At 60.4% G+C, this 25,607-nt stretch carries 24 protein-coding genes and 1 pseudogene; 8 read left to right on the top strand and 17 right to left on the bottom strand.

All coding sequences use genetic code 11. The features are described from left to right. The first annotated feature begins 42 nt into the window (after window positions 1-42). The gene (locus D3878_RS15500; RefSeq protein WP_119783739.1) at window positions 43-1,371 is read left to right on the top strand and encodes an IS1182 family transposase; all 1,329 of its coding nucleotides are present in this window, start codon (window positions 43-45) and stop codon (window positions 1,369-1,371) included. A 153-nt stretch (window positions 1,372-1,524) separates the two neighbouring features. Here the strand turns inward: D3878_RS15500 and D3878_RS15495 are convergent, their stop codons facing one another. Continuing rightward, on the bottom strand, window positions 1,525-2,607 hold the full coding sequence (locus tag D3878_RS15495) for an SPFH domain-containing protein (RefSeq protein WP_119786307.1): 1,083 nt from the start codon (window positions 2,605-2,607) through the stop codon (window positions 1,525-1,527). 75 nt (window positions 2,608-2,682) lie between these two features. Beyond that, complete coding sequence (locus tag D3878_RS15490) at window positions 2,683-2,829, bottom strand: DUF350 domain-containing protein (protein ID WP_233556351.1); 147 nt, start codon at window positions 2,827-2,829, stop codon at window positions 2,683-2,685. 297 nt (window positions 2,830-3,126) lie between these two features. On the opposite strand from D3878_RS15490, the gene D3878_RS15485 reads away from it, so the two are divergent. Beyond that, window positions 3,127-3,849, top strand: coding sequence for a hypothetical protein (locus tag D3878_RS15485; RefSeq protein WP_233556350.1), 723 nt, complete (start codon window positions 3,127-3,129; stop codon window positions 3,847-3,849). Between the two features lie 78 nt (window positions 3,850-3,927). On the opposite strand, the gene D3878_RS15480 is transcribed toward D3878_RS15485, so the two are convergent. From D3878_RS15480 to D3878_RS15460, 6 genes and pseudogenes are all read right to left on the bottom strand, one after another. Beyond that, window positions 3,928-6,342, bottom strand: a complete 2,415-nt coding sequence (locus D3878_RS15480) for an AsmA family protein (protein WP_119786306.1) — start codon at window positions 6,340-6,342, stop codon at window positions 3,928-3,930. Window positions 6,343-6,600: 258 nt separating this feature from the next. Then, window positions 6,601-7,449 (bottom strand): Crp/Fnr family transcriptional regulator, encoded by an 849-nt coding sequence (locus D3878_RS15475; protein WP_119786305.1) that lies wholly within the window; start codon window positions 7,447-7,449, stop codon window positions 6,601-6,603. A 116-nt stretch (window positions 7,450-7,565) separates the two neighbouring features. Beyond that, window positions 7,566-7,931 carry a hypothetical protein gene (locus tag D3878_RS23535; RefSeq protein ID WP_147383994.1) on the bottom strand — a complete coding sequence of 122 codons (366 nt, stop codon included), beginning with the start codon at window positions 7,929-7,931 and terminating at the stop codon, window positions 7,566-7,568. Window positions 7,932-7,962: 31 nt separating this feature from the next. Further along, window positions 7,963-9,129, bottom strand: coding sequence for a PQQ-dependent sugar dehydrogenase (locus tag D3878_RS15470; protein WP_119786304.1), 1,167 nt, complete (start codon window positions 9,127-9,129; stop codon window positions 7,963-7,965). A gap of 57 nt (window positions 9,130-9,186) precedes the next feature. Further along, on the bottom strand, window positions 9,187-10,293 hold the full coding sequence (locus D3878_RS15465; protein ID WP_119786303.1) for an NADH:flavin oxidoreductase/NADH oxidase: 1,107 nt from the start codon (window positions 10,291-10,293) through the stop codon (window positions 9,187-9,189). Window positions 10,294-10,375: 82 nt separating this feature from the next. After that, window positions 10,376-10,459, bottom strand: a pseudogene (locus D3878_RS15460) (hypothetical protein); the annotation flags it as partial. Between the two features lie 36 nt (window positions 10,460-10,495). On the opposite strand from D3878_RS15460, the gene D3878_RS15455 reads away from it, so the two are divergent. The 5 genes from D3878_RS15455 (at window position 10,496) to D3878_RS15435 (ending at window position 17,112) form a co-directional block, all read left to right on the top strand. Next, window positions 10,496-11,680 (top strand): MFS transporter, encoded by a 1,185-nt coding sequence (locus D3878_RS15455; protein ID WP_119787932.1) that lies wholly within the window; start codon window positions 10,496-10,498, stop codon window positions 11,678-11,680. A gap of 172 nt (window positions 11,681-11,852) precedes the next feature. After that, a complete protein-coding gene (lpxO, locus tag D3878_RS15450; RefSeq protein ID WP_119786302.1) occupies window positions 11,853-12,752 on the top strand; it encodes a lipid A hydroxylase LpxO in 900 nt (299 codons plus the stop codon). A gap of 338 nt (window positions 12,753-13,090) precedes the next feature. Next, entirely contained in the window at window positions 13,091-13,615 is a 525-nt protein-coding gene (locus D3878_RS23530) for a hypothetical protein (protein ID WP_147383992.1), read from the top strand. 180 nt (window positions 13,616-13,795) lie between these two features. Then, complete coding sequence (locus tag D3878_RS15440) at window positions 13,796-15,988, top strand: PAS domain S-box protein (RefSeq protein ID WP_158592285.1); 2,193 nt, start codon at window positions 13,796-13,798, stop codon at window positions 15,986-15,988. Window positions 15,989-16,182: 194 nt separating this feature from the next. Next, on the top strand, window positions 16,183-17,112 hold the full coding sequence (locus D3878_RS15435; RefSeq protein ID WP_119786299.1) for a Tim44 domain-containing protein: 930 nt from the start codon (window positions 16,183-16,185) through the stop codon (window positions 17,110-17,112). Window positions 17,113-17,226: 114 nt separating this feature from the next. Here the strand turns inward: D3878_RS15435 and D3878_RS15430 are convergent, their stop codons facing one another. From D3878_RS15430 to D3878_RS15400, 7 genes are all read right to left on the bottom strand, one after another. Continuing rightward, complete coding sequence (locus tag D3878_RS15430) at window positions 17,227-19,008, bottom strand: ATP-dependent metallopeptidase FtsH/Yme1/Tma family protein (protein ID WP_119786298.1); 1,782 nt, start codon at window positions 19,006-19,008, stop codon at window positions 17,227-17,229. Window positions 19,009-19,331: 323 nt separating this feature from the next. After that, window positions 19,332-19,655 carry a DUF6139 family protein gene (locus D3878_RS15425; RefSeq protein ID WP_338016807.1) on the bottom strand — a complete coding sequence of 108 codons (324 nt, stop codon included), beginning with the start codon at window positions 19,653-19,655 and terminating at the stop codon, window positions 19,332-19,334. 31 nt (window positions 19,656-19,686) lie between these two features. Next, window positions 19,687-19,989, bottom strand: a complete 303-nt coding sequence (locus tag D3878_RS15420) for an antibiotic biosynthesis monooxygenase family protein (RefSeq protein ID WP_119786296.1) — start codon at window positions 19,987-19,989, stop codon at window positions 19,687-19,689. 303 nt (window positions 19,990-20,292) lie between these two features. Then, on the bottom strand, window positions 20,293-20,562 hold the full coding sequence (locus tag D3878_RS15415) for a GlsB/YeaQ/YmgE family stress response membrane protein (protein WP_119786295.1): 270 nt from the start codon (window positions 20,560-20,562) through the stop codon (window positions 20,293-20,295). A gap of 261 nt (window positions 20,563-20,823) precedes the next feature. Next, a complete protein-coding gene (locus D3878_RS15410) occupies window positions 20,824-21,354 on the bottom strand; it encodes an SET domain-containing protein (RefSeq protein ID WP_119786294.1) in 531 nt (176 codons plus the stop codon). 116 nt (window positions 21,355-21,470) lie between these two features. Continuing rightward, window positions 21,471-22,034, bottom strand: a complete 564-nt coding sequence (gene phaP / locus D3878_RS15405) for a TIGR01841 family phasin (RefSeq protein ID WP_119786293.1) — start codon at window positions 22,032-22,034, stop codon at window positions 21,471-21,473. 314 nt (window positions 22,035-22,348) lie between these two features. Next, window positions 22,349-23,497: a patatin-like phospholipase family protein gene (locus D3878_RS15400; RefSeq protein ID WP_119787931.1), complete on the bottom strand. Its 1,149-nt coding sequence runs from the start codon at window positions 23,495-23,497 to the stop codon at window positions 22,349-22,351. Between the two features lie 153 nt (window positions 23,498-23,650). Between D3878_RS15400 and D3878_RS15395 the strand changes: the two genes are divergently transcribed. After that, window positions 23,651-25,159 carry a B12-binding domain-containing radical SAM protein gene (locus D3878_RS15395; RefSeq protein WP_119787930.1) on the top strand — a complete coding sequence of 503 codons (1,509 nt, stop codon included), beginning with the start codon at window positions 23,651-23,653 and terminating at the stop codon, window positions 25,157-25,159. Between the two features lie 8 nt (window positions 25,160-25,167). Here D3878_RS15395 and D3878_RS15390 read toward each other — a convergent pair whose 3' ends face one another. Both D3878_RS15390 and D3878_RS23855 read right to left on the bottom strand, forming a co-directional pair. Continuing rightward, the gene (locus tag D3878_RS15390) at window positions 25,168-25,404 is read right to left on the bottom strand and encodes a DUF3717 domain-containing protein (RefSeq protein ID WP_119786292.1); all 237 of its coding nucleotides are present in this window, start codon (window positions 25,402-25,404) and stop codon (window positions 25,168-25,170) included. Between the two features lie 47 nt (window positions 25,405-25,451). After that, window positions 25,452-25,589: a hypothetical protein gene (locus tag D3878_RS23855; protein ID WP_158592284.1), complete on the bottom strand. Its 138-nt coding sequence runs from the start codon at window positions 25,587-25,589 to the stop codon at window positions 25,452-25,454. Between the last annotated feature and the right edge of the window lie 18 nt (window positions 25,590-25,607).

Below are 25,607 nucleotides of genomic sequence, written 5' to 3'. Positions count from 1 at the left end.
ACGCTGATGTCATCCGAATAGATTCGTAAACGTTGATTCGTGATGACATCGAGCTATCTTCCCTACGATCCGCAGCAGCAAATGCTGCTTCCCCCTGCATTGCAAGAGTGGCTACCAGATGGCCATCTTGCGTACTACATCAGCGATACGATCGATGCGCTTGATCTGAGCACCTTCCATGCGCGATATGCAGGTGGCGGGCCGCGCAATCAGCCCTTTCATCCGGCGATGATGGTCAAAGTGCTGGTTTATGGCTATGCGACCGGGGTGTTCTCGTCGCGCAAGCTGGCAAAGAAGCTGCATGAAGACGTTGCCTTCCGGGTACTTGCTGCTGGCAATTATCCCGCGCACCGCACGATCTGCGACTTCCGTGCTTTCCATCTGAAAGAGTTGTCCGACTTGTTCGTGCAAGTGGTGAAGTTGGCGCGCGAGTGCGGCCTGGTCAAGTTGGGAACCATCGCTGTGGATGGGACCAAGATTAAGGCCAACGCATCGCGCCACAAGGCCATGAGTTATGAGCGCATGAAGAAATCGGAGCTGGAATTGAAGGCGCAGATCGACGCGCTACTGGCCAAGGCCAAGGCAGCCGACCTGGCCGAGAAGAACGAGCCGGCACTGGACATTCCAGCTGAGATAAGCCGACGCGAGGACCGGCTTGCAGCCATTGGCGCGGCGCGCGCACGGCTGGAGGAACGCCAGCGTCAGGCAGATACCGAGCGTGGCCGCAGCGCTGACGACGACAATACGCCGCCAGACGGCGATGGTAAGGCGCTCAAGAAGTCGAAATACAAGTACAAGTTCGGTGAGCCCAAGCCCAAGGCCCAGGACAACTTTACCGACCCGGAAAGCCGGATCATGAAGCGCGCCGGTGGCGGCTTCGATTACAGCTACAACGCGCAAGCCGCAGTCGATGATACGGCGCACATCATCGTCGCTGCCGAACTGACCAATAGCGGCGCCGATAGCCGTCAATTGCCCGCGGTGCTGGCGGCGGTCAAGGCGAATACGGGCGACGATCCGCACCAGGTCGTCGCCGATGCAGGCTATCGATCCGAGGCCGTGTTTGAAACGCTGCGTGATCATCCCGCCGAGATCATCGTTGCCCTTGGGCGCGAAGGTAGACAAGCGCTTGGGATTGATCCGAACAAACGCCCACTCTCGGCGGCCATGGCAGAACGATTCAAATCCACCGCCACCCAAGATGCCTACCGGCGGCGCAAGTGGTTATCCGAACCGCCAAATGGTTGGATCAAGCACGTACTGGGCTTCCGACAATTTAGCATGCGCGGCATCGCCAAGGCCCAGGCAGAGTGGAAACTCGTCTGCGCTGCGCTTAACCTGCGAAGAATGGCAAATATGATGTGTGCGTAGTTTAAAAATGGGGAAAACGCACATTCCGGTGTCGCGCCGCAGCTCAAAAACGCCTATCAGTCAGCAATTTCAGAATTCAATGCCGGGCCAATATCAGCCCGGCTGGCGTTGCGCCCGTTTCGCTCGCTCAAATTCTGTTTGCCGCGCAGACTCCTAGCCGATCAGTTTTTGCAGGACCTTGGCCTTGGCGTCGTCGTAATCGGCTTGCGAGATCAGGCCCTTGTCGAGCAAGCCCTTGAGCTGCTCCAGGCGGGCTGCGGGCGAATCCGCCGCAGCAGCGGGCGCGGCTTCTGCCGGCGCTGCGGGTTGCGCGGCGGGGGCCTGCGCAGAACCCGGTGTCGCGCCCGGTTGACCGGCAGCGCCGCCCAGGCCCAGTCCCTGCGCCATCACCTGGCCCATAGCCACGCCGGCCGACAGTCCGGCGCCAATACCGGCCAGGCCGCCCTCGTTTTGCGCCGCCAGCGGAATTGCTTCGGCAGTCTGGAAGCGGGTGAATCCCGCCATCTTGTCGGCGGAGAGGCCGCCCTTCATGCCCGCGCCAATGCGCGCGTCCAGCGCCTGCTGCAACTCATCCGGCAGGCTGACGGTGCCAACGTTGAATTCATCCAGTCCCAGGCCATAACGCTCGAACGCGATGGCCAGGTCGCCCTTGACCTGCTGTGCCATCAGGGTCTGGTTGGCCGCCATGTCGAGGAAGGGAATGTTGGAAGCGCCCAGCGAATTGGCCATGGAAGCGAGCATGATGCCCTGCAACTGCGCCTCGACATCGTCGCGGGTGTAGACCTCGCGCGTGCCGGCCAGTTCGGTGAAGAATTGCTTCGGATCGCCCACGCGATAGGAAAACATACCGAAGGCGCGGATGCGGATGGCGTCGAAATCCTTGTCACGGATCGTGATCGGCTGCGGCGTGCCCCACTTGCGCCCGGTCTGGATGCGGGTGGAAAAGAAGTAGACGTCCGACTTGAACGGCGAGGCGAACAGCTTGTCCCAGTTCTTCAGGTTGGTCAGCACCGGCAGGGTCTTGGTGGTCAGCGTGTAGTTGCCGGGGCCGAAGACGTCGGCAACCCGGCCTTCGTCGACGAACATCGCCATCTGCGACTCGCGCACGGTGAGCGTGGCGCCGTTCTGGATTTCGAAGTCGGCCATCGGGTAGCGCCACGACAGCACCCCTTCGGACTCCTCGTTCCACTGGAGGGCGTCGATAAACTGCTTTTTGACGAAATCGAATATACCCATGATTGACCTCTCTCGGGTGGGGTTACGTAAATGCGTGACGTAGATGCGTTACGTGGATCAGTTACACTAAAACACTCAGGAAATGCAGGCGGCGTTGATGGCGCCGACCGAAATGGCAATCGCCCCCAGCAAGCCGCCATAGGCGACGTTGCCCGATTCGATATGCTCCCTGGACGTCTGGATGCAGCGATCCAGCACCAGGTACGCCACCAGCTGCAGCACCAGCGCGACGGCCGCCGTCTGTTCACCCTGCCCAGCGCGCTTTCCTCAACTGATCCGCAGTGACTCGCGCTCGACCGCCTCAGCTTTCGCGCGTGGCTCACGCAAAACGGCTTTCGCGCGCCGACCCTGCACTGGTACGCCGAATACTGCTGCCGCGACGATTACGGCGCCGACTCGGAGCACGTCTCGGCCTGGGCCGGCCTGCATTATTTCTGCAGCCGAGGCGGCCAGGCGGAAAACGCCGCCGACGGCGCCTGGCTGACCTGGCCCGGCGGCCTCGATCCGCTGGCTGCGGCAATGGACCAGGCGGCCGGTAGCCGGCGGCGCCCCGGCACAGCGGTGTCGCTGGAGACGACCGCCTCGGGCGTACAAGCGCTCTGCTTCGAGTTGAAGAATGGCCAGCCGAAGACTTACCTCGTGCGCGCGCGCAAGGCCATTTGCGCCATGCCGCTCTTTGTCGCGGCGCGCGTGGTGCGCAACATCGGCGGCTACGGCCTCGATGCCGCGCGCCACCTGCCGGCCTATGCGCCGTGGATTGTGGCCAACTTCCTGATGAAGGAGTTTCCGCAGGAATTGCCGCACGCGCCGCTGTCCTGGGACAACGTCGTGTATGGCGGCAAGGGACTGGGCTATGTGGTCTCGACCCACCAGGACGTGCGCGTCGCGCCGCCCGCCAAAACCGTGCTGTCCGCCTATATCGACCTGGCGGCGATGGAACAGCAGGCCGCCCGACGCTGGCTGCAGGATGCAAGGCCCCAAGACTTGCTGGAACTGGCGGCAAGCGACCTCAAGGCGGCCTATGGCCCGCGCTTTGCCGGCCTGGTCGAGCGCGCCGACATCACCCTGCGCGCCCACGCCATGGCCAGTCCGCGCCCGGGCTTCAAATCCAACGCCGGTCTGCAGGCGCTGCGCGCAGTGGATGGCCCGATCCTCTTCGCCCATGCCGACCTCTCGGGATTCTCTGTGTTCGAGGAAGCCTCCTGGTGGGGCTACCAGGCAGCCCTGCGCGCGCTCGCCTGAGTCCAGTTCCCAAGTCGCCGTACCTGTGGCACACCGTACATCGGGCGGATCTCGCTCCGCCCTGTTTGCGCCGTTTGCCTATTTGCCGAACAAGCCCTTGAGCTTTTCCTCGAGTTTCTCGCGCGCCTTTTCCTTGATCTCGGTCTTTTTCTCCTGGATTTTTTCCTTCGCGGCTTCCTTTGCCAGGCCGGCGAAATCGATACGCCAGCCGATTGCCGTAAACGGCCCTGACAGCCGCACCGGGATGGTCAAGCCCTTCAACGCCTGCAACTCTGGCCCGCCCTGGCCCTGCAGAGTGGAGACCACCGTCACCTTCGCCAGGTAATCCAGCCGTTCCGCCCCCAGGTCGATGTCGCCGGCGCCGCCGAGGCGGATCAGCGGCGACTTCAGGCTCAAGTCATCGTTGTGGGCCACGCCATTGGAAATGCGGAAGCTGCCGCTCAGTTCGCTGAAATCGGTTTTTTCCGCAACCGAGCCGGTGCCGGCATCGGCCGCCTGCTGGCCGCGCAGCTCGCCGATCTTCGCCTTGGCCTTGCGGATTGCCTGCGCCACGTTCACGCCATGCACCGCGCCGTCGCGCAATTCCAGGCGCGCGCTACCGTTCAGGCTTCTCTTGATCTGGTCAAAGCCGCCACCGGCGCTGGTCACGTCCAGCGTGACATTGCCGCGTCCCTCGATCGGCTGCTTGTCGATCGCATCCTTGAGCAGCGGGCCGACATCGATGCCGGTCAGATTCTGCTTCAAGGCAAAGCGCGGCGCCTTGCTGGCAGTGGCCGACACCGAACCGCTGGCGTTACCGCCATACAGGTTGGCCGCCAGCGGGCTGATCTCGAGCTTGCCGTCGCCGGCATGCAGGGTGGCGCGCAGCTTCGAGGCCTTGAGGTTATGGAGGGTCAGCGCGCCGACGTTGAGCGTGCCGCGCGCGCGCAACTCGCGCAGGGCCGACAGGTCGATGCCCTGGCTCGCCGGCGCACCAGCGCCAGCCGCCTTGCCCGCAGGCTTGCCGGTCGCTTTTGCCGGGGCGGAGGCAGGAGCAGAAGCGCCGCCCTTGCCGAGGTAGCGGTCAGCGTTGATGCGGTCGATGTCGATAGCGAAGGTGTATGCCGCCGGCGAGAACGGCGCCATGCCGAATCTGGCATCGAAGCTGCTTTCATCGAGCTTGCCCTTCAGGGCCGTGCTCAGGCTGGACTTGGCCAGGTCGACGCTGGCATTGCCGGCAGCGTTCAGCTTCAGGCTGCCGCCGCCGGGGTTGGGCAGGGCGAAGGCGGCGACAATGGAGGGAAGGTCGATTCGCCTGGTCTTCAGGTTGGCGCTCAGGGGCGTAGTCAGGTTGCCATCGATGGCGGTGTCGCCCTGCCGGCCCGCCAGCGCCAGCTTCAGCTGCGGCGACTGGAACAGCAGCTTGTCGATATCGCCGCTGATGTTGCCGGCCAGCTTGGCAGTGGCATCCAGCTTGCCTTCCTTGATAGCCACATCCAGCGCCACCGCGGGCAGCCGGAACGCCTGGGGGGAGCCCTCGAACGAAGGTGCGCTGAACTTGGCACTGATGTTGCGCAGACCTTCGACCAGCTTCGCCTCGCCGCTCAACTTGCCGCCGCTGGCCTCTTTGTCAGTGAGCGCCAGCTTCGGCGTTTCCATCCGTAATTCAATGGCTTGCGCGCCGCGCTTGCCGCTGGCGGCGAACTTCACTCCTTCCAGCGCGAAGCGTTTTGCATCCGGCTGCAGGTCGGCGTCGCCGGAAAAACGCACGAGGGCATCGGTGAAATCCAGCAGCTTGCCCTTGATCTCGGAGTCCATGCCGTGCAGGAGGTAGTGCTTCTGCCCGAGGTCGATGGTGAAGCCGCTCTTCACGGCGACCCTGGCGGCCACGGCCGGCGCGCTGCTTTTCACATCGGCCGAGAGCGTCAGCTGGCTCGGCACGCCGTTGGCAATCTTGCCGGTTTCCAGATTCAGGTTTGCCAGTTCGACCTGGCGCTTTGCCTGCAAGTCGTCGAAGCTCACCTGGGTATTGCGGATATCGATGCCGGAAATGTCGAAGCCGAACTGTTCTGCCGCCGGCGGTTCTTCGGGTTGCGGCTCTTCCTTTCCTGGCTCCTGCGCCAGCAAGTCGTCGAAATTGGTGCTGCCGTCGGCATTGCGCCGGATGCGAACCTGCGCGCCATCGATGCTGACCTGGTCCACCACCAGTTGGCGGCGCAAGAGCGGCATCAGCGCCAGCGATACCCTGGCTTGATTGAAGGACGCAAATTCGGCGCTACCCTTATGTTCGGAAAGGCTGACCTGGCCCAGCTGCGCGCCAAGTTTCGGAAAAAAGCTCAGCTTGATATCGCCTGGGATAGCCAGGGTGCGCTGTTTTTTTTCCGCCACCAGGCGAATCAATTGCGGCTTGTAATCGTTCGGATTGAAGGTGGCAGCGAAGATGGCGGCGGCAATTGCCACCAGGGCCAGCAATGCGGCGAGGAGAATGGCGACGAACTTGAGGGCTTTTGGCATAGCGTTCCCTTGGCGTGGCCGCGTCTTGTAGGTAGGGACAGTTTGCCAGAAAAACCCGGAACACTAACGGCATTCAGAGGGATGCCTCTGATCATAGGAAGATTTCTGATTGTTGGCATCCCATATCAGAAGCAGGCGGCGCAATTAATGCAGATAATTGACGGATTTCATATCTGATACCTGCGCATTATCCCGCGCATTAAAAACAATGAAGCAGGTTGCGGCTGCGAAGGTGATGTCTTGCGCCGCCGCGCGCGATCAGATGGCCTCCTCTGCACTGCTGGCTGCCGCATTGGCCTGTTTCAATGCCTTGGCAGCTTCCGCCTTGGCGCGCGCATGCGAAGGGGGCAGGCGGCGCAGGGTTCGCAGCGCCTGAATATCGTGCAGCACGATGGCGCGCTGGTCGACTGAAATCAGGCCGATGGCATTGAAGGCCGAGAAGGTCCGACTGACGGTTTCCAGCGTCAGGCCGAGGTAATTGCCGATTTCCTGGCGCGTCATGCGCAGATTGAACTGCTTGCCCGAATAACCCATGTCGGCGAAACGTTCCGACAGCGACACCAGGAAACGCGCCACGCGCGCCTCAGCCGACAGCGAACCGAGCGTGCCAATCAGACTTTGCTCGCGCACCAGTTCACGACTCATCACACCATAGATCGCCGCTTCCAGCTCGGCGTTGGCGCGGCCGATGGTCAGGAAAGCCTTGAAAGGCACCAGGATGATTTCGCAATTCGACAATGCCACCGCCTCGGTGGAATAATGCTTGCCATGGATGCCGTCGATGCCGAAAAGGTCGCCCTTCATCGGGAAGCCGAGCACCTGTTCATTGCCGGATTCGTCGATGATCACGGATTTCAGGAAGCCGGAGTAGACGATATACAGCATGTCGAAGGGCTGGCCAATGGTATGGATGCGCTGGCCCGATTTGAATTGCACGTGCTGAAACTGGAATTCGTCATGAAAGCCACCGAGCGCAACCGGAATGCGCAACAGATCGCAGATCTCATTCAGGCTGGACCACAACTTGCCCTGACGCGGCACTGCAGCAGAAACGTTACGTACGCTAGCGGAAGTGGACTTGATATCGGACATTGATGTGTTCAGCATGATGATTTCCCGGTTGTAAGAGTTGTTCGCGGAACGGAATTCCTTGCTGTTCTTTGCATTGCAGCAATCGATGGATTGAATTATGAAAATTTCCGGACATGACGGAAATCAGGCGCTCACTGAAACACGGGGTAAGCATAACCAATAATTACTAGGGAAATTCCTACAGAGCGTGTAATCCCGGGAGCAATTTGAGAAACATCAAACAATATGTCCAGCACCAGCCTGAGCGCCGCAAACACACTAGGAATGCGGCTTTGGCTTGTTTGAGAAAAACCGATACAGGGGTCGGTCAATACTGAAAGTTGTAGGACGTTCAGTGGCACGCTGACGAAGATAAGCTTGCCTTTAGGAAAAAATATATTTGGATTAAAGCGTAAAAAAACGGTCTCAGATGCTGCAACCAACACAGACAGGCACTGTTTTTCAGCATTATTGCGACAAATAAGTTGCCTGTGAGCATTTCCTGTCCTGGCTGGCATCGGCCAACACGCGAGAAAAACAGACGACCAATCAAGGCGCCGGCTGCAGGCGGATCAATTGCCCCCGGCGCTCGTCGGTCAAGATGTAGAGCAGGCCATCCGGCCCCATCCGTACATCCCGGATGCGCTGGCCAAGGTCTTGCAACAGCTTTTCTTCACGGACGACTTTGCCGTCGCGCAGTTCCAGCCGCGCCAGATAATCAAACTTGAGCGAGCCGACCAGCAGGCTGCCTTGCCACGCCTTGCCATAGCGATCGCTTTTCAGGAAAGCCATGCCCGAAGGGGCGATCGATGGCGTCCAGTAATGCAGCGGCTGCTCCATGCCAGCCTTGGCGGTGATGCCGGCGCCGATCTTGCCGCCACCGTAATTCTCGCCATAGGTAATCACCGGCCAGCCGTAATTTTTGCCGGCCTCGGCGCGATTGATTTCATCGCCGCCCTGCGGGCCATGCTCGTGCATCCACAGCTTGCCGCCGGGGCCGAGGGCGGCTCCCTGGCTGTTGCGGTGGCCATAGCTCCAGATCTCGGGCAGGGCGCCGGCCGGCTTGCCCGCGCCGGCAAAGGGATTGTCCGGCGGGACGCTACCATCCTTGTTGATGCGCACGATCTTGCCGAGATGGTTGTCCAGGGTCTGGGCATCTTCCTTGCGGCTGTAGCGGTCGCCCAGCGTCAGGTAGAGGCTGCCATCGCTCGCCTCGACGACGCGGCAGCCGAAATGCGCGCTGCTGCGCACTTTGGGACGCTGGCTGAACAAGACCTTCACCTGCTCCAGCCGTCGGCCGTCCGCCGACAGACGCGCCGACGCCAGCGCGGTCGAGTTGCCGCCCGGGCCTTCTTCGGCGTAACACAGGTAGATCGTGCGATTAGCGGCAAAGCCGCTGTCCGTCACCACGTCATGCAAGCCGCCCTGGCCGCCGGCATCCACTGCAGGCACGCCGGCGATCGGTGCGCCGACCGTGCCGTCCGGCGCCACCAGGCGCAGACGCCCCGGACGTTCGGTCACCAGCATGCGGCCCTGGTCGATGAACGCCAGGGCCCACGGGTGTTCCAGGCCGCGGGCAAGGATTTGTGCGCGGATGCCATCGGCCGCGGTCGCAGGAAATGCGGCGGCGCCCAGCAAACCCAGGACGCCCGTTGCCAAGGCCAGGCGCGACGGCCCTGCACAGACAGGCCCGCTAGCATTTCGGTTCGATTTCATGCTGCACCTCCTGCGATAGCCAGCCCGCGCGCAATCCCCGATGCAGGCGCGCGCCGCCTAGCCGATTTTAGCGTCGCGAAACAACGCCTTCAGCTCGCGCGGCTGGCAGCGCAAGTACTGTGGCGCTGCATCGACCTGGGCGCCCAGCTCGGCAGCGGCATGCCAGGGCCAGCGCGGGTTGTACAGGATGCCGCGCGCCAGCGCCACCATGTCGGCCTGGCCGGCAGCGACGATCGCCTCGGCCTGGCGCGCTTCGGTGATCAGGCCGACCGCGATGCTCGGCATGCCGATTTCTTTTTTCAGGTACTCGGCAAACGGCACCTGGTAACCGGAACTCAGCGCAATTTGCTGCTGTGGCGACAGGCCGCCGCTGGAGACATCGAGAAAATCGCAGCCGCGCGCTTTCAGGGCGGCGGCAAATACCGCAGTCTGCTCCAGATCCCACCCGCCTTCGACCCAGTCGGTGGCCGATACGCGAACGCCGACCGGCTGTGCGGCCGGGAAGGCGGCACGCACCGCCTCGAATACTTCCAGCGGAAAGCGCATGCGGTTTTGCAGCGAACCGCCATAGGCATCGTCGCGCCGGTTGGTCAGGGGCGAAAGAAACTGGTGCAACAGATAGCCGTGCGCCGCATGCAATTCGGCGGCATCGATGCCGATGCGGGCGGCACGCAGCGTCGCCGCCGCGAACGCCTCGCGGATGCGCGCAAGGCCTGTCTGGTCGAGCGCGAGCGGCGCTTCATTACCCGGCGTGAAAGGCAAGGGCGACGGCGCCCAGGTACGCCAGCCGCCTTCGGTCGAGGACCGCAAGTGGCCGCCCAGCCAGGGCGGGGCGACCGAAGCCTTGCGGCCGGCATGCGCCAGCTGCACCGCGATCGGCATGGCCGAATGTTCGCGCACCGCGGCCAGCGTCGAAGCCAGCGCCTGCTCGTTGGCATCCGACCACAGGCCGAGGTCTTGCGCGGAAATGCGGCCATCCGCCTCGACTGCGGTGGCTTCGATGATCAACATGCCGGCGCCGGAGAGTGCCAGCTGGCCCAGGTGCATCAAGTGCCAAGGCGTGGCGTTGCCGTGCTGCGCCGAATACTGGCACATCGGCGCGATCACGATACGATTGGGGAGCGTCAGCGCGCCCAGTTTGATGGGAGAGAAAAGTGTGCTCATGGGCAGTATGATATCCAACATCCTCAGGCGGCGTGCGCGGCCCGACCTTCCACCCGTCGCCAAAACGCACCCAGGTCTGCGACTGCTTGCCGATACGTGCAGAGCCGGCCAGGACAAACTCGATGGCAAGTGCAAAATTGCCAATGTCGGCAGCCTGTGGCAGCATGGCGGCCTGAGGATAAATGGCGCATTCCCGTTCCGCATGACCCACCGTCCCGCCCAGCACCTCCCCGCCGCCATCTGGACCCTCGGCTTTGTCAGCCTGCTGATGGATGTCTCGTCCGAAATGATCCACAGTCTCCTGCCGGTGTTCCTGGTCACCGGCCTGGGGGCGAGCGCCCTGGTCGTCGGCCTGATCGAGGGCGTGGCCGAGGCGACCGCACTGCTGGTCAAGGTATTTTCAGGCGTGCTGTCGGATTACTGGGGCCGGCGCAAGCCGCTGGCAGTGCTGGGCTACGGCCTGGGGGCGGTGTCCAAGCCGCTCTTCGCCCTGGCCACGGGCGTCGGCTTCATCTTTGCCGCACGCATCATCGACCGCGTCGGCAAGGGTATCCGCGGCGCCCCGCGCGACGCCCTGGTGGCGGAAATTGCGCCGCCCGCCATGCGCGGCGCCGCCTTCGGCCTGCGCCAGTCGCTCGACACCGTGGGGGCGTTTCTCGGGCCCTTGCTGGCAATGGGCCTGATGCTGCTGTGGGCCAATGACTTCCGCGCAGTATTCTGGGTCGCCGTACTTCCCGGCATGCTGGCGGTCGGCCTGCTCTTCTTTGGCGTGCGCGAACCCGAGCGGCCGCCTGGCAAGCCTGGCCGCAACCCCATCCGCCGCGACAATCTCGCGCGCCTGCCACGCGCCTACTGGCGCGTGGTCGTCATCGGCGCCATCTTCACCCTGGCGCGCTTCAGCGAAGCGTTCCTGGTGCTGCGTGCCCAGCAGGGCGGCTTGCCGCTGGCGCTGGTGCCGCTGGTCCTGATCGGCATGAATGTGGTGTATGCGCTGTCTGCCTATCCATTTGGCAAGCTCTCCGACCGTCTTGACCATACGCGTTTGCTGGCCTTCGGCTTGCTGGTACTGATCGGTGCAGACGCCGCCCTGGCTTACAGCAACCACTGGGGCTGGGTATGGCTGGGGGTGAGCCTGTGGGGATTGCACCTGGGCATGACCCAAGGCTTGCTCGCCGCCATGGTCGCGCAAACCGCCCCGAACGACCTGCTGGGCACGGCCTATGGTTTCTTCAACCTGGTCAGCGGCCTGGCCTTGCTGGTGGCGAGCGTGGTGGCAGGACTGCTCTGGGACCGCCACGGTGCCGCACTGACCTTCATCGCCGGCGCGGCATTTTGCGTCCTGGCATTAGTGGCGCTGCGCCTGCCGTTCAGACGCCCCGCCGGATGAGCGTGACCGGGACCGGGCGCATTACCGTATATAATCCGACGCAACGCAGCAAATACCGGCAACTTGCCACTATCTGCATCAAATTAGCTTTTATTAAACAATTTATGACCTTGCAAGCAAGCGCTTGCCTGCCCGTCATTCATTGTTACCCCCCACGATTCCGGATACCGCCATGAAATGGACTGTGATTGCCGTCTACCTCTTATCGATTTTCCACGTCCATTTTCGTGGTCGCGTACGCCTGCCAATTTTTCGCCAGCTGGTCGACCATTCCTCGCTGGTAGCGCCGCTCAATACGTTCATGCACATGTTTTCCGGCGTGCCGTCGACGCCTTACCTGTCGTCGGCCAGCTTCGAGCAGTTGCGCGCGCTGGACGCCAACTGGGAAACCATCCGCGACGAAGCGCTGCAATTGATCGCGCTGCAAAAGATCAAGGCGGCGCAGAAGAATGATGACGCCGGCTTCAATTCCTTTTTCAAGTATGGCTGGAAGCGCTTTTACCTGAAATGGTACGACGCCAGCCACCCCTCGGCCGAGCGCCTGTGCCCGAAGACTACGGCCCTGTTGCGCGGCATCCCGTGCATCAAGGCGGCGATGTTCGCCGAACTGCCGCCCGGCGGCAAGCTCAATCCGCACCGCGACCCCTACGCCGGATCGCTGCGCTACCACCTCGGCCTGGCTACGCCCAACAACGACGACTGCTTCATCGACGTCGATGGCCGGCGCTACAGCTGGCGCGACGGCCAGAGCGTGATGTTCGACGAAACCTATATCCACTGGGCGAGGAATGACAGCGACAGCAACCGCGTCATCCTGTTTTGCGATGTCGAGCGGCCGATGCGCTACCGCTGGGCACAGGCGGCCAACCGCTGGCTCGGCCGCACCCTCATGACCGCGGCCAGCTCGCCCAATGAAACAGGCGACCAGACCGGCGGCATCAACCGCCTGTTCCGCTTCATCTGGCTGGGCGGCCAGTATCGCCGCCTCTTCAAAGCATGGAACCGCACCGCCTACAACCTGACCCGGGTAGCGCTGGTCGCGCTGCTGCTTGCCTGGATCATTTTCGGCTAGGCAGCAGCTATTGCATCATGCCGCCGACAATGAATGGCCGGCGCGCATCATCTTCTGCATTCTTATCTGCCGCGCTGCCAGCGCAATGCAAGTTTGCCCTAGAGCATATTTGGAACTTGAATCAGACGAAAAGCTGCCTTAGTTAGGCGTCGCCGACAAAGGTTCCGCCGAAGACACAAGATCTTGTGATCGATAAAAGGCTGGGGTCAAAATTGTGCTGCCGCGTACAAGTTGACGAAACCGACACGCGCCCATCCAGTCTGAATTCTTCCTCATCAGTTGCATTCCGGCCTATCGGCACGAATGCCTGTTCTGTCTTAGACCCCACGGAGTTAACTATGAAGAAACTGAAATTGATCACATTGCTTGCAATGCTAGGTATCGCCGGCGCCAGTTATGCCCAAAGTTCCGAGAGCGGCATTTCAAGCACCACCGATCCGGCCAAGGCTGCCGCTGTTGAGCAGCGTGCCGAGGAACTGCGGATGCAACGGGAACAAGCCCAACAATCCTCGGGCAGCAGCACTGACAGCAGTGCCTCGGGCATGTCGGCGGGCGACTCGGGCACAAAGATGAAGTCGCGTGAAACCAAGAAAAAGCACAAAGAGCACAAAGCCAGGAGCACCAAACCGAAAACGGAAAGCGGCGCAGCCACCGAAAGCATGCCTCCCAGCAGCGGGGCACCCGGCAGCGACAGCAGCGGCGGCACCTCCGGCAGCATGCCATCCACCAGCGGTTCTTCCGGCAGCGACAGCAGCAGCGGCACCTCCGGCAGCAACATGGGTGCCTCGCCTGGCAGCGAAAACACTACGACCCGTCCGGAAAGCGGCGGCTACAGCAGCACGCCGAACAACGGCAGCCGCTAAATCCCTATCGCGATCGGTTTGCCCGCAACCCGTTGCTCCTGCATAAGAGCAACGGGTTTTTCGAATTTACAAGCCTGCCGTCGAAAAAGGCCCTAAAATGCCTTTTTCGATAATACAAAATTATCTTCGGCAGTCCTTGGCTTTCCCTCAATGAAAAAATGGTCGATTAATCAACTTGTCTTGACGGGATTTATGGCGGGCGTGTTATTCCTGGCATTACTGGCAGGTATTGCCTGGGACAGCATGATGACCTCGGAGAAATTGGATGCCGCGGTTGATCGCAGCAAGGCGGTATTGATCGCCACCGAAAAAATCAGTTCAAGCATGGCGCTGGCGGTTGCCGCGCATCACGGCTATATGCTGAATGGCGACAACGCATCGCTGTTGCAGCACGATGCGGCCCTGGAAGCATTGCAAGCATCATTCGACAATCTTGCCGAACTGGCCCGGGACGATCCCACGCTGCTATCCTATCTCGGGCACCTGCGGCAAGTCATCCCGGTACGCGTCGAGAACATGAAACTGGCGCGGTCGCACCTCGGCACGACACAGGCGGCCCACCAACTCAACGCCGGAGACGCCTACAGCGAACGCCTGCGCGACATCCTGAGCCTGGTCACCATCCATGAAACGCAGTTGCAGCAGCGTTATGCTATTGAGGAACGCGCCGGCATGCATCGCATCAAGGTCAGCGCCGCCTTGCTGCTATTTTTTCTGGCGCTGCTACTGGCCGGCCTGTACCTTTTGATCAATCGGCATCTGCGCCGTGACGAAGCCCGTCTCGAACTGGAGAAGAACGAGGCCCTGCTGCGGCAAATCCTGGAGTTGCTGCCGGTGGGTGTGCTGGTTGTCGGCCGCGACAACCAGCTCAATCTGTTCAATCCGGCCGCGTCCGAAATCTGGGGGCCGGTCCCTCCCGAACTGCAGAACGGTCCGCTGTCATATCAGGTGTGGCACTACGATTCCGGCGAAAAGATCGACCCGAGCGAATATGGCCTAGTGCGTGCGCTGAGCCATGGCGAAGTGACGCTGAACCGGGAATGCGAAATCATGCGCCCCGACGGCCAGCACCGCATCCTGCGCGCCTCCTCCATGCCGCTGCGCGACAGAGAACAGCAGATCATCGGCGCCATCACGATCAACATGGACTTGACCGACCTGAAGCGCACGGAAAAGGCTTTGCAAGCAGCACACGATGCATTGGAGGCCAGGGTAGCGATGCGCACCCGCGAACTGGTAGTCGCTAACGCCCAGCTGGTATCCCAGATCGAGGTGCGCCGGCGCGCAGAAGATGCACTGCGCCAGACGCAGAACGTGCTGACCATCGCCCAGCGAGTGGCCCATGTGGGCAGCTGGGAAATCAATCTGGCCACCCAGGAAGCGCAGTGGTCCGACGAATTCTTCCGCATCTGCGGACTGAAACCAGGTGCGGTCAAGCCCTCCATCCCTGCCGGTTTTGAGCTGATCCACCCGGACGACCGCCGCAGGATTTCAGCTATCGTCGGTGCCGCAATACAAGAGCGGCGCGAATATAGCTCGACGCTGCGCGTGGTGCGGCCCGACGGCAGCATCCGTCATGTACGCCTGCAAGGCGAACCGATCTCCAGAGGCGACGCGCTGCCGACCATCTTCATCGGTTCGATGCTCGACATTACCGAGCATACGCAGAACGAGGAAATGCTGCGCCAATTGGCCGTGCACCAGGAAGTCATCAAGGAAGACGAAAGAAAGCGCATTGCACGCGAGATCCACGACGAAATGGGGCAAAATTTGCTGGCGTTGCGCATCGATGTCTCGATGCTGCATGCGCGCACCGCCGCCACGCATCCCCGGCTGCACCGCAAGCTCGATACCGTCCTTGCAAATATCGACAACACCATCAAAAGTGTGCGCACAATCATCAACAACCTGCGTCCGGTTGTGCTCGACCTCGGCTTGCACGCATCGTTCCAGTGGCAAATCCAGGAATTCCAGCGCCGCACCGGCATCACTTGCGATCTGTTCGCCAAGGCCGACGAACTGGATCAAGGCCTGAGCGAGGTACAGACCACCACGCTGTTCCGTATTCTGCAGGAATCGCTCACCAATGTCGCCCGCCATGCCAATGCCAGCTGCGTCAACATCGCCCTGAACCGCAAGGGCGGCAAACTGCAGATGCGCATCGCCGACGATGGCGTCGGCATGTATCCCAGCGACCGCCGCAAATCGAAATCCTTCGGCTTGATCGGCATCCGCGAACGCGTCAGTGCCATCGGCGGCGAACTGACGCTGGAAAGCACGCTCGGCCAAGGCACGGTATTAGTAATCGCCATCCCGCTCATCAGCGACATATCGCTCGACGAGTCCCTGCAGCCACAACGGCTGCAGGCTTAGGGCCTTTCTGGCCACAAACCTTCTGTTTTTAAGAAGTATACATTCCAATAATTTCGCTTTTTACATTGAAGTTCCGGGATTATTATATAAAATGGAACGTCGTATGATCGTCCTTGTCAGTGCGCGATCCATGACCAAATCACGGCGGATGTGGCCGCTTTCCGCATCGCAAGTTTTTTTATCTGGAGATATGCATGAAAACATTATTAATGGCAATACTGGTTAGCGCCCTGACGCTGACTGTTGGCCTGTCGAACGTCGAGGCTAAACGCCTGGGCGGCGGCAGCTCGTTCGGCAAGCAATCGCAAAGCGTCAACCGTCAGGCATTGCCGCCCTCAAGCAACCAGGCAAGCAATGTCGCCAAGCCAGCAGCCCCGGCCGCTGCCGGTGCTGCTGCGGCGGCCAAGCCGGCCAGCGCATGGAAAGGCATGCTGGGCGGCGCCCTGCTGGGCCTGGGTCTGGGCGCCTTGCTGTCGCATCTGGGGCTCGGCGGCGCGATGGCCAGCATGATCAGCACGATCCTGATGGTGGCGCTGCTGGCGGCGGCGGCGTTCTTCATCTACCGCATGTTCAAGCGCAAGTCGGGCAATGCTGAACCGATGCGTCCGGCCTTTGCCAACGCTGGCGCCGGCGCGTCCGGCTTCAATACGCCAAACATCGGTTCGCGCCTGGAACCGGCGCAACCGGCTGCTTTCACGGGCAATGCGTTGGCTTCCGGCGCCGCTGACACCACTGGCGCAAGCTTCGATGTGCCAGCCGATTTTGACAGCGCCGGTTTCCTGCGCCATGGCAAGTCCAACTTCATCCGCCTGCAGGCAGCGTGGGATCGCGCCGATATCAACGATATCCGCGAATTCACGACTCCGGAAATGTTTGCAGAGCTGCGCCTGCAATTGCAGGAACGCGGCGCCTCCAGCAACCATACCGATGTCATGGCGCTGGATGCCGAAATGCTGGGCATCGAAACCATCGGCAACGATTATGTCGCCAGCGTGAAATTCCACGGCATGATCAAGGAATCCGAAAATGCACCGACAGAGCCGTTCGCCGAAGTCTGGAATCTGTCCAAGCCGGTCAATGGCCAAGGCGGCTGGCTGCTGGCAGGGATTCAGCAAGTGAATTGATATGGCTGAGCCGGGCCGTCCTGGACGGTCCCGGCAACTCTGGGATTCATGCAAAATGCCCGCAACTGCGGGCATTTTTGTTTGTGTTTGACGCCGAAGCCGCCAGGCGGAGGATTACGCCGCCACCACCAGCGGCACCGGATCGTCGGCCATCATGGCTTTGAATTCCCGGACGTCGTCGCTATCGAGCTCTTCCTTTTCCAGCAGGCGCACGACCATCGCTTCCATCACGTTCTGGTGGGTGGTGAGAATGGACGAGGTATTCTGCTTGGCATGGGCCATGATCTGCATCGCCTTTTTCTCGGCTTCATAACGCAGCTGCGGGCTGGAATCCTCGTCAATGGTCAACAGGCCAAAGTCGGACATGCCATGGCGGCACACCAGGTTGCGGGCGATTTCGGAAGCGCGCGACAGGTCATCATCGGCGCCGGTGGTCATCGAGTCCATGAACAATTCCTCCGCCACGCGGCCACCCAGCAATACGTGCAGGCGGTTGACCAGGTCGGTGCGCTCGATCAGCAACTGGTCCTTGGAGGGCGCCATGAAGGTTTGGCCGAGCGACTGGCCGCGCGGCACGATCGACACCGCAGTCACCGGATCGGTGCCGCCGATCATTGCCAGGATCGCATGGCCGCATTCGTGGATCGCCAGGCGGCGGCGACCGTCCTGGTCGATCAGCGACAAGGTCGAACGGCGCTCTTCGCCCATCAGCATGACGTTGCGCGCACGCAGGACGTTTTCCAGCACCACTTTCTCTTCACCGTTATGCACCGCGATCATCGCCGCCTGGTTCATCACGTTGGCCAGGTCCGCGCCGGAAAAACCGATGGTCTGGCGGGCGATCTCGCTGTAATTCAATTCTTCCTCGACGCGCACCTTGCGGCCGTGAATCTTGAGAATCTGCTCACGCTCCTTCAGGTTCGGCTTGCCGACCTGGATGCGGCGGTCGAAGCGACCTGAGCGCAGCAGGGCCGGGTCGAGCGAATCGAGGCGGTTGGTCGCCGCCACGACGATGACGCCATTGTTGTTTTCAAAGCCATCCATCTGCACCAGCAACTGGTTCAGGGTACTGCTCATTTCGCGCGCAGCCGCCGAGCCTTCCGACATGCGTCGGCCGCCGACAGCGTCGATCTCGTCGATGAACAGCACGCAGGGCGCCATGGCCCGCGCGCGGGCGAACAGGCGCTTGATCTTCAGGGTGGAGACGCCGACGAACATCGAACCGAACTCGGAACCGTTGGTGGCGATGAAGTTGGCGCCGGATTCGCCGGCCAGAGCCTTGGCCAACAGCGTCTTGCCGGTGCCGGGGTCGCCATACAGCACCACGCCGCGCGGAAAACTGGCGCCGATTTCTTCATACACGTCGGGCGACTTCAGGTAGCTGGCGATTTCCATCAGGTTCTTTTTGGCTTCCTCGGCACCGGCGACGTCGGCGAAGCGCACCTGGGTTTCGCGCTGCTTCTTGCGAAACGGCAGCGCCAACGGCTCGGGACGCGATGCCACCAGGCCGAACAAGCCCAGCACCGCCAGCATGACCAGCATCGGCAGCATGGTATCGAGGTTGAAGGCGCGCGGGTCGATTTCCACGTTCGCGCCTTTGGCGGTGAAATTGTTGGCCGCGTTCACGTCCATGGACGGCAATTGCACGGTGTAATGCTTGCCATCCTTGAGCGTCACCTGCGCCTTGCCGCTGTCGCGGTTGGGCGCGATGCTGACCGTGCCGACCTTGCCGGCATCGAGGTCGCCGGCAAACTGGCTATAGGTCTGCGTAAGCTGGCGACTCTGCTGGAAGGTGAAGTAGGCGGCAATGCCGCCGATGAGACCAAGGCTGACCAAGGCGATCAGTACCTTGCGCCAGAACTGGCGTCGCTTGATACCGGAAATGCTGCTGGACATGTATGAATTCTCCTGAATGCAAGAGGGGAGCAAGGCAATACTTGCCTAGCGAAAAAGGGATCTTTTATTAGTCCACTTTAACTTGCTGCGGTTCAATCGGAGAATTGAAAAATACAGTATTTTTCGCTTGAATTTCACAAAAAATCCAAACAAATGGCAACAATTGACCGAAATTCAAGGTGTCAGAAACAAGCGCAAAGGAAGCCAATCAGGCGTGAGCTTGTCAGGCTGAACTATGGGGTGGGATTGTCGGACAGCGGATCAGGGAAAAAGTAAGCACTGGCACGCATGTGGTCGGCGCTGTTTGCCGACCACATGCCGCTTTACATCGGCAATTCGCCATCGCCCAAGGTTCTCACGCTGGTAATGGCATAGCCCTTCGAAGTAATTTGCTCAATCGGGTCATCAATCGAAAACTGCGGCAAGCGCTCCACACTATCTTCGAGGTCGACGCTGCGTTCGGCCGCTTCCCAATCCACATTGGTGGCTTCACCCGGGATCACACTGCCTTCCGGCACCGCCAAGTAGGAAAATTGACCGCCCCATTCCGGACGGCGATAAATATCGACACGCATTTGCATTCCCCTTGTCAAAATTAACACTTGTTTTTGACTATGGCGTTGTGCAAAGGTTGCACCGACCGACATCCGACTTGCGCGATCTGGAGCGGGCCGTTTTTCAGTCCGATTTGCTTAACAGCGTGAAATGCTCGACGACTGGCGGCGCAGCGAAAAACGGCCCGACAATGGCGCGCCATTCCGTAAAGCCGGGCGATTGACGGAAATCGACCGTGTGGTTTTCCAGCGTTTCCCAAAAGATCATCAAGACATAGCGTTCGGGCGATTCCATGCCTTTGTTGATCTTGAAGCCATTAAAACCTTTGGCTTTGGCGATCACTTCAGTCACGCCATGCTGGATGGCGGCATCGAAGTCGGCCTGGAGGCCGGGCTGGATACGAATATCGGCAATTTCAAGAATCATGGGTATCTGTCGAGAAGGAAATAGCCCAATTATGGCATTTCCAACTGACATCAATGTTGCCTGGCGGCTGAGTTGTCGAAAATAATGAATTTTTACGATCAACTGTGACTGTTTGAACAATTTCAATGTCACGTCCACCGCTGCGCGATGCGTCGCCGGCAGTCAGGCCAAGGCACTGGCCGCCGGCTGTGTTTCCGCAAAGGAAAAATAAAACTGCCGTTGCACTTGCGTGCCAACGGCAGTTGCTTGACGGTTAATTATGCGTCACGCAGGGCGAATGTCCTTCGACGCAAGCAATCTTGTTTACCGTGTGCGACCGCGGCGCACCAGATTGACCACCATGAGGAGAACAATGGCACCCAGGAAAGACACCAACATGGATCCCAGACTGAAATCATTCTGATTGATGGTACCTGTGCCAAACAGCGGTGCCAGCAGCCAGCCTCCGAGCAACGCACCGACAATACCGACCACGATATTCAAAATCATGCCTTGCTCCGCATCGGTTTTCATGACCAGACTTGCCAGCCAGCCGATGATGCCCCCAACTACAATCCAGATAATGAAGTTCATGTTGGTCTCCAATAGAGTGTGCAATGTCAGGTTTAAACCAGTCGCCTTGCATCCGGCTACATTAGGGATGCTAGCAGGCTAAGTCACGCTCGGGGATAGGACATTGACTGAATGTAGAGTAGGAAAATACGTAGTTCGCGGAATAAAAATTACAGCAGGAAATGATCGCGCGTCATTGCAGACGCGCAGCAGTTAATTCAAGAAAAACTGATGGAAAATTTGCCTGTCTGTCAGAGTAAGCTTTGACGCAGCACAGGCTTCTTATGCGCGCGAAGATTTTTTGCGTTTGGGCGCCAGCATTGTCTTACGGCAAGTGGATGCACCGCAATGGCAGGCGTAGTCGCGCTTGATGGCGGCCGTCTGTCTTTCGTCGATCACCAGGCCGTAATCGTATCCCAGCTCTTCTTGCGGCTCGATATCGCGCAAGGCATAGATGAAGACCCGGCCGTTTTCTTCGCGCGCTTCGCAATTCGGTTCGCACGCATGGTTGATCCAACGGGCATTGTTGCCACCAGCATCGCCATCGATCATGCGGCCATCCTCCAGACTGAAAAAGAAGGTGTGGTGCGGATTTTCCGGATCGCGACCGTGACGCTCGACGGCCTGCTCAGCCGTGATGCGTTCACCCTTGTATTCGACGATGCGCGAACCGGCGGCGATCCTGCGCGACGCAAATACGCCCCTGCCATGGATGCGCGAGCCCTTGACCACAAAAGCCGGCCCCTGGCGCGCAGGGCTGGCAGAAGCGGCGGCGTCGGTTGCGCCCGATGTATTGAGGGGGTCTTTGTACATGAGGAATGTTCTCCGGGAGCGGCACGTTCATCTGCAGGAAAAGCCAGCAGTGTACAGCGAATATGCGTAAAAAAACGGGCCGCAATGCGGCCCGTTTTCATCAGCGGCGAAGAAAATTACTTCTTGGCGCGGCCGGTGGCTTTATCAGCTGCATGGGCAAATTGCGCAGTGGCAGTGCTGAGGTTGGTTTCGATGGCTTCGACCGCTTGCTTGGTGGTCTTGGCGAATTGCTCGTAGCCGGCGTTGGCGTTGCCGATCATCGACTTGACGGCGGCAATCATGTTTTCCGAACCGGCCGGGGCATTCTTTGCCACGTCGTCCACCAGGGAAGCAACCTTGCGGCTGGTTTCAGCTATTTGTGCTTCAGCGGTCTTGGTGATTTCAGCCTGGGTGGACGAAGCGATGTTGGCAACGTGACGTGCATAAGAAGCAGCCTTCTCAGCAGTCGGTTGTGCCTGGGCAGCGGCCAGCGAGAAGAATTCTTGTGGATCCTTGGCAGCCATCAATTGCTTGGCAGCGGCGTTGGACTCTTCCAGCGAAGTCTTGGCGACGGTCAGGTTCAGGTCGATCAGCTTTTCGACGCCTTCGAAGGCTTTGGTAGTCAGTGCAGAAATCAGGGCCAGTTGGGCTTCAACATTGGCTTTGGTGGCGGCAGAAAATTGGTCTTGAATAGAAAACATTTGCTTCTCCTAAGTTGAGAGGAATAACTTTAGTCTGAGGGCGGCGCTTATTGTGCGACGCAACATTGGCTATTTTAGACTCGCCTCTATTTTTGTCAAGGACTTTTTGTGCATCGCAACAAATCATTCCTTCTGTTGCTTAAATCAAACAAATGGCGGCCTGCAAGCTCTTCCAACAAATATTTCTGCATTGCATTGCTGCATTGCAGCCAGCGGATTATAAATTTGAATTGCAAAACGCCAAAATATTTTTTGGCAATTTATTGTTGCATCGCAAGAAGTCGCGGCGGGCATGCGGGTTAAAACACGCTGGCTTATTTCACGCTGACAGATTCGGCGCGGTCAGGTACCACTTCATGCAGGACAATACCGGTTTCGGCCGGCACGAACGAAGTCCAGCTGCGATGGTGGATGGCCTGCATCGCATCCTGGTAGCCCTGTTCCCAGCGCCAGCGGATGGACCCCCGGGAAAAATTGACGTCCTTCGACGCCATGTGCCAGTCGCGCCCGGAATAGGCCAGCCGCACGATATGGATGGTGGAATCGCTGCCGACCGCCTCCATCGCATAAGCCGTGCGCTTCTGGCACGCCTCCGGCAACTCGCCATGCAGCTTGCGCACCAGGCTACGCAGCTTGTGCAATTCGAGATAATGCTCGATGTGGTTTTTCGAGCGCGAGGCAAACGTCACATCCTTTTGCCGCGTCGCCACCTCGTCAATGGTGGTCGGCTCGTCGCCGGCGGCGCTCCACAAGTCGACCATGAAGCACAGGGTATCGACGCGCGGTGCATCGTCCAGCACGGTTTCCAGCGGCGTATTGGAAAACAGGCCGCCGTCCCAGTACAGTTCGCCATCGATGCGCACCGGCGCAAAACCCGGCGGCAGCGCACCGCTGGCCAGGATATGCTCGGGACCGATGGCCTGCTGCTGATTGTCGAATGCGGCGCGCCGGCCGCAGGTGACTTTCACCGCCTCGACTGTCAGGCGCATGCCGTTGGCCGTGTTCAGGTAATCGAAATCGACCAGTTCGCGCAAGGTTTGCACCAGCGGCGCCGTATCGTAAAAGCCGGCCTGTTCCGGATCAACCGGCAGGCCGAGCGAGAAGGGATGCAAGCCTCGGGGCGTAAAAAACCCCGGGACGCCGCGCATGACGGTATCCAGCGTGGCCATCCTGATATTGAATTGCCGGGCCGCGTCCGAGACCTGGCTCATGTCGAAGGCGTCGCCATGCGCCACCCGTTCCCAGAATTCCTGCAGGCGGGCCAGGCGGTGCTCGGGCCGGTTGCCGGCAATGAGTGCGGCATTGATGGCGCCGATCGAAGTGCCCACCACCCAGTCCGGCGTCAGCCGGTGTTCATGCATAGCCTGGTAGACGCCGGCCTGGTAGACCCCGAGCGCACCGCCGCCCTGCAGGACCAGCGCGATGCGGTGCTGGTGCGGGTTGACGTCATTGCTTGCTTTCATGTCCATGTGCTCTCTCCTGGCGGGAATAACTTAGTGTATCGCAATCGCCTTGTATCCCTGTACAGGCGGCCGCCAGGCTTGCAGTGACTGCCGCCAGGCCAGCCCATCCAGCGTAGAATGGCGCTTTTGTTCCGCCTGCCCGCCGCCCCCGCCATGAGCATCCTGCTGTCGACCCTGAACGCCCGCTACACCCATGCCTCGCTGGGCTTGCGTTATTTGCTCGCCAACATGGGCGCGCTGCGGGAACAAACGCGCCTGCAGGAATTCGTCATCGGCACCAAGACCAGCGAAATCGTCGAAAAGCTGCTGGCCTCAAAGCCGCGCATCATCGGTCTGGGCATCTATATCTGGAATGTCGAGGAAAGCGCCAGGGTGGTCTCGATGTTGAAGCGCGTGGCGCCCGAAGTAAAGATCGTGCTGGGCGGCCCGGAAGTCTCATATGAGACCAACGAGCAGGAAATCGTCAAACTGGCCGATTACGTCATCACCGGCTGGGGCGATTTCAGCTTTGCGGCCCTGTGCCGGCAGATCCTCGACGGTCCGCAGCCGCTGATGAAGGTGCAGGCCGGCGTGCAGCCGCCGCTGGCGGACATTGCCATGCCTTACGATCTCTACAGCGACGAGGATATTGCCCAGCGCACGCTGTACGTGGAAGCCTCGCGCGGCTGTCCCTTCAAGTGCGAGTTCTGCCTGTCGTCGCTGGACAAGACCGCCTGGCCATTCGACCTCGACGCCTTCCTGGGGCAACTGGAAAGCCTGCATGCGCGCGGCGCGCGGCTGTTCAAGTTTGTCGACCGCACCTTCAACCTGAACATCAAGTCGAGCCTGAAGATCATGCAATTCTTCCTCGACAAGCTGGCCGCCCATCCCGAGGATCCGGTGTATGCCCACTTCGAAGTAGTGCCGGACCACTTGCCGGAAGCGCTCAAGGAAGGCATCCTGAAATTCCCGCCGGGCACCCTGCAATTCGAGATCGGCATCCAGAGCTTCAACCCCGAAGTGCAAAGCCTGGTCAGCCGCAAGCAGAACAACGAGAAAGCCGCCGAAAATATCCGCTGGCTGGTCGAACATAGCCACGCGCACATGCATGTGGACCTGATCGCCGGCCTGCCGGGCGAGGATATCGACAGTTTCGCACGCGGCTTCGACCAGTTGCATGCGCTCAAGCCGCACGAGATCCAGTTCGGCATCTTGAAGCGCCTGCGCGGCACGCCCATCATCCGCCACACGCAGGATTTCGGCATGGTCTACGACGCCCATCCGCCCTACACCATCCTGGCCACCGACCGTATCGATTTTTCCAACATGCAGCGCCTGGTGCGCTTTGCCCGCTACTGGGACATGATTGCGAACTCCGGCCGCTTCGCCCATACCCTGCCGCAAATCCTGGGCGAAACGCCCTTCGCGCGCTTCATGGCCTTGTCCGACTGGCTGTATGCGAAGACCGATGCCACCCATCGCATTGCGCTGGATCGCCTGGCGACGCTGGTGGGCAAGTGGCTACAGGAGCAGGGCGTGCCGGCGGAAGTGGCGCAAGCCTTGCTCGACAGCGATTACGCTGGCCAGGCGCACAAGAAACATATCCAGAAAAAAGCCGCTGCCGAAACGAGGAAAACCGAGGGATCGCTGCCGCAACGGCAGGCGCGCCACCTGGCGGCGTAGGCGCTTGCTTACGCGCCTGCCTGCACCAGCCTGGCCTGCTGGTTGATCGCTATTTCGATCAGCTGGCGTGCAACCGGATCAAGAGCAGCCAGCGCAATGTACGCAGTGCGATGGTAGATCATCAGCGCATAGACCCTGGCCAGTGCACTGACTTCCGCTGACAAGGCGCACTCCTCGCCCACAGAAGGCTTGCGCGCGCGCCAGTAATTGATTGCCTGTTCCAGTTCTGGGAGGGAAATATCCATGCGCTTATTGTACGCCCGTGCGCACGGTACGCCCGGCGCTGCCGCAGCTACATGCACAGGATGATGCGGTTGGCCAGATCGACCACAAAGGACGGCCGCAGGTAAGCCATGAAGGCCGCCGCCAGCACAACGGCCAGCAGCATCATGGCGAGTAGGCCTTGTAGCCGGCCAGGCAGCTTTTTCACCTGAACCTCCCTATTTGC

The sequence above is a fragment of the Noviherbaspirillum sedimenti genome (assembly GCF_003590835.1).
Lineage (GTDB): Bacteria > Pseudomonadota > Gammaproteobacteria > Burkholderiales > Burkholderiaceae_D > Paucimonas > Paucimonas sedimenti.
Note: the sequence above shows the minus strand (reverse complement) of the source record. Positions and strands in the feature narration are given on the sequence as shown.

Excerpts from the sequence above, each read along its gene's own strand:
- D3878_RS15400 (WP_119787931.1), bottom strand. The coding sequence starts at position 23,497 with ATGAAAGCAAGCAATGACGTCAACCCGCACCAGCACCGCATCGCGCTG.
- D3878_RS15425 (WP_338016807.1), bottom strand. The coding sequence starts at position 19,655 with ATGTCGGTCGGTGCAACCTTTGCACAACGCCATAGTCAAAAACAAGTG.
- D3878_RS15435 (WP_119786299.1), top strand. The coding sequence starts at position 16,183 with ATGAAAACATTATTAATGGCAATACTGGTTAGCGCCCTGACGCTGACT.
- D3878_RS15430 (WP_119786298.1), bottom strand. The coding sequence starts at position 19,008 with ATGTCCAGCAGCATTTCCGGTATCAAGCGACGCCAGTTCTGGCGCAAG.
- D3878_RS15420 (WP_119786296.1), bottom strand. The coding sequence starts at position 19,989 with ATGATTCTTGAAATTGCCGATATTCGTATCCAGCCCGGCCTCCAGGCC.
- D3878_RS15485 (WP_233556350.1), top strand. The coding sequence starts at position 3,127 with ATGGACCAGGCGGCCGGTAGCCGGCGGCGCCCCGGCACAGCGGTGTCG.
- D3878_RS15500 (WP_119783739.1), top strand. The coding sequence starts at position 43 with ATGACATCGAGCTATCTTCCCTACGATCCGCAGCAGCAAATGCTGCTT.
- D3878_RS15390 (WP_119786292.1), bottom strand. The coding sequence starts at position 25,404 with ATGGATATTTCCCTCCCAGAACTGGAACAGGCAATCAATTACTGGCGC.
- D3878_RS15495 (WP_119786307.1), bottom strand. The coding sequence starts at position 2,607 with ATGGGTATATTCGATTTCGTCAAAAAGCAGTTTATCGACGCCCTCCAG.
- D3878_RS15415 (WP_119786295.1), bottom strand. The coding sequence starts at position 20,562 with ATGAACTTCATTATCTGGATTGTAGTTGGGGGCATCATCGGCTGGCTG.
- D3878_RS15480 (WP_119786306.1), bottom strand. The coding sequence starts at position 6,342 with ATGCCAAAAGCCCTCAAGTTCGTCGCCATTCTCCTCGCCGCATTGCTG.
- lpxO (WP_119786302.1), top strand. The coding sequence starts at position 11,853 with ATGAAATGGACTGTGATTGCCGTCTACCTCTTATCGATTTTCCACGTC.
- D3878_RS15410 (WP_119786294.1), bottom strand. The coding sequence starts at position 21,354 with ATGTACAAAGACCCCCTCAATACATCGGGCGCAACCGACGCCGCCGCT.
- D3878_RS15470 (WP_119786304.1), bottom strand. The coding sequence starts at position 9,129 with ATGAAATCGAACCGAAATGCTAGCGGGCCTGTCTGTGCAGGGCCGTCG.
- phaP (WP_119786293.1), bottom strand. The coding sequence starts at position 22,034 with ATGTTTTCTATTCAAGACCAATTTTCTGCCGCCACCAAAGCCAATGTT.
- D3878_RS23530 (WP_147383992.1), top strand. The coding sequence starts at position 13,091 with ATGAAGAAACTGAAATTGATCACATTGCTTGCAATGCTAGGTATCGCC.
- D3878_RS23535 (WP_147383994.1), bottom strand. The coding sequence starts at position 7,931 with ATGCCAGCCAGGACAGGAAATGCTCACAGGCAACTTATTTGTCGCAAT.
- D3878_RS15475 (WP_119786305.1), bottom strand. The coding sequence starts at position 7,449 with ATGCTGAACACATCAATGTCCGATATCAAGTCCACTTCCGCTAGCGTA.
- D3878_RS15455 (WP_119787932.1), top strand. The coding sequence starts at position 10,496 with ATGACCCACCGTCCCGCCCAGCACCTCCCCGCCGCCATCTGGACCCTC.
- D3878_RS15465 (WP_119786303.1), bottom strand. The coding sequence starts at position 10,293 with ATGAGCACACTTTTCTCTCCCATCAAACTGGGCGCGCTGACGCTCCCC.
- D3878_RS15395 (WP_119787930.1), top strand. The coding sequence starts at position 23,651 with ATGAGCATCCTGCTGTCGACCCTGAACGCCCGCTACACCCATGCCTCG.